1 pseudogene is annotated in these 271 nt (G+C 33.2%); it reads left to right on the top strand.

Going from position 1 to position 271, the window contains the following annotated elements:
* Positions 1-68: 68 nt before the first annotated feature.
* Positions 69-271: pseudogene (locus tag AAEY62_RS22460) on the top strand (SAM-dependent methyltransferase); the annotation flags it as partial.

The following is a 271-nucleotide window of genomic DNA, read 5'->3' as shown; positions in this document are numbered from 1 at the left end:
CAGGTAGATCATAATTTTTTATTAATTTATGTTGTTTAACAAGTAATAACAATAATATAGGTAAGTGTATGGAAAAGGTATCGAGCTTACGCGTTCAAGAACGCACAAGTTGGTTTACTAACTTATACAAGAAGTTAGTATTCAAAGCGTTCTCGTCTATTGAAACAGGCCAAATAGTGCTTGTAGATAATAATCAGCAGTCTGTATTTGGCGATATGTCATCAGAGCTTAAAGTAACGGTAACCGTTAATGATACTGCTATGTATAAAGC

Origin of the sequence: Pseudoalteromonas sp. GW168-MNA-CIBAN-0100, from assembly GCF_040309225.1 — a bacterium.
In the GTDB taxonomy this organism is placed as follows: Bacteria; Pseudomonadota; Gammaproteobacteria; order Enterobacterales; family Alteromonadaceae; genus Pseudoalteromonas; species Pseudoalteromonas arctica.
This window is presented reverse-complemented; position numbering and strand designations above follow the sequence as displayed.